Source organism: Qipengyuania sp., assembly GCF_042095715.1.
Classification (GTDB): Bacteria; Pseudomonadota; Alphaproteobacteria; order Sphingomonadales; family Sphingomonadaceae; genus Qipengyuania.
Genome location: NZ_JBELMO010000124.1, coordinates 1 through 4,562, shown reverse-complemented (window position 1 = coordinate 4,562; position 4,562 = coordinate 1). Strand labels below are relative to the sequence as shown.

Below are 4,562 nucleotides of genomic sequence, written 5' to 3'. Positions count from 1 at the left end.
GGTAGGACGCAATTCTAAGGCTCTTGCCTTCGGAAGCGTTACATTAGGGCTTTTGTCCGAAAGCCGTGCTTATGCCGCGACGGCTTTGGGCTCGGGCGCAATAGCCGAACACGAGGGCAGCGTCTCCCTCGGGACCGCTTCGCGTACGGTTCGCGGTGCAGTTGCATCCTATGCAGCGTTCGGCGTAAACGATGCGCAAAGGTCGTCTGGCGAGATCGCGATCGGAAGAAACATCAGCTATTTCGATCCAATCACCAACCGCGACACGCCGACTGGTGATCGCCAACTCACGGGGCTGGCGGCGGGTAGCGCTGACAGCGATGCAGTCAATTTAGCTCAGTTGAAGGGCATCTCCGCTTCTCTTGGCAAGGCTATTGCCGGCGGCCTGGGCGGCGGTGCGCGATATGATGCGAGCGCAGGATCGATTTCAGGGCCGACCTATTTGGTGAATGGCGCGACCTACACGAACGTTTCCGATGCGTTCGGCGCCTTGGCGAGCCAGTTCAGCACCGGGCAGCTTCCCCCTGCGTCACCCCCGACGGGGCAGCCTGCCCCCGCCCAACCCGATCAGCAGCTTCTTGCGCAGTTAGATGCGCTACGCAATCAGCTGGCGGTTTTGCAAGAGCAGATCGCCAACCTCCAGAGTGCCGCTACGCAAGGTGCAGTAGGCGCCGCTCAGCTGAGCCGCCTCAGCAATGTTGCCAACGGGCGCGTCGAGGCCGGATCGACCGACGCGGTCAATGGATCGCAGCTCGCGGGCGTGCAACGCGATATCGCATCGAGCGTACGTTATGACACGACAAGTGATGGTGGTTCGACGGACCGCGTGACCCTTGCGGGGGGTGCCAATGGAGCCGGGACCACCTTGGTGAACGTTGCCGCCGGTGCCGTGACCGCGGATTCGCGGGAAGCGGTAAACGGAAGTCAGTTGCACGGCGCCGAGCAGGCTATTAATTCCGTTCGCACGACCGCTACCGAAGCACTGGCCCTTCATCAGCATACCATACGGTACGATGATGCTTCGCAAACAGCCGTTACCTTCGCTGCAGGTAAGGCTCCTGTCAGGCTGCGCAATCTCGCCGCAGGTGTCGAAAGCACCGACGCAGCGACCGTCGGACAACTCAACGCCGGTCTCGGACGGATTTTTGCAGAGGCGAACGCCTATACGGACGCCAGGGTCGCCGCACTCGGTTTCGACCTTTCGCGAGCGTCCCGCAGAGCGGCATCAGGTACATCCAGCGCTCTGGCGATAGCGAGCCTGCCCCAGCCGTATGAATCCGGGCGCTCCATGGTATCTCTAGGCCTCGGTACCTTTGACGGCGAGCAGGCGATATCGCTGGGTTTCTCAGGCGCGGGTTCCGACGGTCGGATGGTCGCCAAGGCGGGCATAACGCGAGACACTACTGGGCGAACAGCTGCGAGCGCGGGGATGGGGTGGCAGTTCTGACTTCTCAATCGGGAGGCAACAATTAGACGGAACGGTAATATCTATCGAAAAGTAATTACCTCTTCACCAGCCTTACAATACAACCTCTTCCCCGCTCTGTTTGGTTTAAACTGCTCTGCTCCGTAGGTTTTATGAGACCTAACGGCCCATCTTTGCTGGTTTGCAAAGTTCTGGTATCTCAAACAATTGAGTAGTCATGGATACTACCGCAGAAGGGTGGAGAGCCGTCCACAGCATCAATAGCCGACTGGCAGCTTATGATGCTCGACTGCGCTAAGCTGACGTTCTGCTAACGACCCCCGCTGCAGACTTTCTCCTCCGGTGAGATGATAGCACTAAGGCGCTGACGCTTTCAGACTTGGCAGGCTGGTAATGATCGGCGGTGTGAAGGGGCTTCCAGCGATCGATCTGAAGGGCATGCCACTCGCGGGCTACAACTTCGAACGACTTCGCAGTGTCCGCAGTCCCGACCAATCGGTTTCGTTTCAAGCATGACGTGCGTCACGTCCTTCGCGTAGCATCATTTTGGCATCGTCCCGCCGTTCTCGCGCCTCGGCCAGCGAGATCTCGGGAAAAGATCCAAGCGTAAGCAGGCCCTCTTTTTTCTCGAAGCGGTGTTTATAGCGCCAGCTTTTATGCCCGCTTGCCGAGATGTGCAGATGCAGACCCCGGCTATCGGCAACCCCAGCCGTGCTTACTCCCATTCTACCCCACCTAAGATTGGTTAGTGGCGAAATGGATCGGACACCAATGGAATTCGCCAACGGCGAAAATGTAAAGCTTTCGAGGGTCGTTTGGAGCAGCTTGAGCCGGCTTGGTAGGGCCGGTGGCGGAGACGGAGGGATTCGAACCCTCGGTACCCTGATAGAGTACGGTTCCTTAGCAGGGAACTGGTTTCAGCCACTCACCCACGTCTCCGGATCGCGGCTATGCGAAGGGCGCGCCTATAGACGGGCCGGCGGGGGGCATCAAGGGGGTGTCGCGTCGATATGGGCGCTTAGCGCCGCCGGAAGCGGAAATACCAGACTTCGTGGCCGTAGGTCTCGCGCGCCTTCACTTCGTAGCGCGTCTGCGGCCAGCCCGACGGGCGGTTCTGCCAACTCGCTGGCGTATCCACCAGCCATTCGAATTCGGTCGTGAAACGGCGCATCACCATCAAGGCGTGGCGTAGGTACACGGGATGGTCGGTGCCGAAGCGGAACTCGCCGCCCTTCTTCAGTTTGTCGGCAAACATGCGCACCGGCCCATCGTTCATCATCCGACGCTTGGCGTGCTTCGCCTTGGGCCAGGGGTCCGGATGGAGCAGGTAAAGCATGGTGAGTGCGCCGTCCGGTATGCGATCGAGCACCTCCAGCGCGTCGCCATGATGGATCCGCACATTGGCCAGCCCCCCGTCGCGCACATGAACAAGCGCCTGTGCCACGCCATTGGCGAAAGGCTCTGCACCGATGAAGCCGTGATCGGGCAGCAGGTCGGCCCGCCAGGCCATGTGCTCGCCTCCGCCGAAACCGATCTCGAAATGCAGCGGGCGATCGTGACCGAACAGCCCTGCCGAAGTGACCGCGCCCTCGCCTGGAACGGCAATCTGGGGGAGGAGATTATCGAACAGCGCCCGCTGCGCCGCGCGCAAGGGCTTGCCCTGGCTGCGGCCGTACAGGCGGTTGAGTGTAGTGGGATCGCCTTCCTTATGCGCGCTCATGAGGCGGCGCGTTAGGGCCGGGCGAGGGGCAATGTCCAGATGGCTGAGGCCGTCGTGCCGGACTATACCGCGCGGATACGCACCACCTCCACCTGCCCGTGCACGTTTTCGAGCAGTTTCATCAATTGATGAGGGGGGACGGGCTTGCGCAGAATGCGGTCGGGCTGTTGAGTTTGCATGCGCACTGCCAGCTCGTTGATATCCCAGCCCGTCGCCAAAATCGTGAAGAGATGGGGCAGGTTGAGCTTGGCCTTTTCGATGAGATCGAGGCCCGTTCCTTCACACGATCCGCCGTTGCCAAAGTCGTAATCGGTGATGAGGCACTCGGGACGCGCCCCCGCAACGAGAGCAAGGCCTTCTTCCATATTGCCCGCACAGCCCGCGGGTTCCCAACCCGCGACGAGACAGATTTCCCGCATAAGTCTGCAGTTGATCGGATCGCTGTCGACCACCACGACACTGGGTTTCGTTGCACTTCGCACGCGACGCTCCCTCGATCGCCGCCCCCACCGGACGGCGCCATGGACCCGGGTTGCGCCGATCGGCTTCACGACAGCGAGCAGTCGCTGAGTATGTGGAGCTGGCGAGTCGGCGTTCTGTTTTTATTGGGGGAGGCAGGCGACCTGGTGTGACGAATTGTTTATCCGCAGCCCCGATTGCTGGATTCCTTACGAAAACAAGGGATAAAGTCAAGCGTCGCTCTGTAACATTCGGGCCAACGACGTAGTATTACCTAAATAAAAAGACGGCCGGACCCTTAGGTCCGGCCGTATACTGCTTGGCATGTGGCAGAGTGGAGGGTCGGCCTGTCAAGCAGCTTCAGCTTCGGCGCCAGGATCGCGCAGCACATAGCCGCGGCCCCAGACGGTTTCGATGTAGTTTTCGCCATCGCATGCATGCGCCAGCTTCTTGCGCAACTTGCAGATGAAAACGTCGATGATCTTGAGTTCGGGTTCGTCCATCCCGCCGTAAAGGTGGTTGAGGAACATTTCCTTGGTCAGCGTGGTGCCCTTGCGGAGCGAAAGAAGCTCCAGCATTGCATATTCCTTGCCGGTCAGGTGGACGCGGGCCCCGTCGACTTCCACGGTCTTCGTGTCGAGGTTGACGGCCAGCTTGCCGGTACGGATGATCGACTGGCTGTGGCCCTTCGAACGGCGCACCACGGCATGGATGCGGGCGACCAACTCTTCGCGATGAAACGGCTTGGTCACGTAATCGTCCGCGCCGAAACCGAAGGAGCGGATCTTGCTGTCCATTTCGGAAATGCCCGAAAGGATCAGAACCGGCGTCTGCACCTTGGCGACGCGCAGCTTCTTCAGCACGTCGTTACCGTGCATGTCCGGCAGGTTCAGGTCGAGAAGACTAATGTCGGAATCGTATAGCTTGCCGAGATCCAAGCCTTCGTCGCCCCGATCG

General features: G+C 60.1%; 5 protein-coding genes and 1 tRNA gene. 1 reads left to right on the top strand and 5 read right to left on the bottom strand.

From position 1 onward, the window contains the following. Nucleotides 1–1,447, top strand: a 1,447-nt coding sequence (locus ACFDTG_RS16220) for a YadA-like family protein (protein ID WP_375291964.1), incomplete at its 5' end; no start/stop codon positions are given. A 485-nt stretch (nt 1,448–1,932) separates the two neighbouring features. Here ACFDTG_RS16220 and ACFDTG_RS16215 read toward each other — a convergent pair. From ACFDTG_RS16215 to ctrA, 5 genes are all read right to left on the bottom strand, one after another. Next, nucleotides 1,933–2,151, bottom strand: coding sequence for an Arm DNA-binding domain-containing protein (locus tag ACFDTG_RS16215; protein ID WP_375291963.1), 219 nt, complete (start codon nt 2,149–2,151; stop codon nt 1,933–1,935). 123 nt (nt 2,152–2,274) lie between these two features. Next, nucleotides 2,275–2,365 (bottom strand) — tRNA-Ser (locus ACFDTG_RS16210). Between the two features lie 79 nt (nt 2,366–2,444). Beyond that, complete coding sequence (locus ACFDTG_RS16205; protein ID WP_375291962.1) at nt 2,445–3,146, bottom strand: tRNA (guanine(46)-N(7))-methyltransferase TrmB; 702 nt, start codon at nt 3,144–3,146, stop codon at nt 2,445–2,447. Between the two features lie 62 nt (nt 3,147–3,208). Continuing rightward, on the bottom strand, nt 3,209–3,628 hold the full coding sequence (locus ACFDTG_RS16200; RefSeq protein ID WP_375291961.1) for a response regulator: 420 nt from the start codon (nt 3,626–3,628) through the stop codon (nt 3,209–3,211). A gap of 327 nt (nt 3,629–3,955) precedes the next feature. Then, nucleotides 3,956–4,562, bottom strand: a 607-nt coding sequence (ctrA, locus tag ACFDTG_RS16195; protein WP_375291960.1) for a response regulator transcription factor CtrA, incomplete at its 5' end; no start/stop codon positions are given.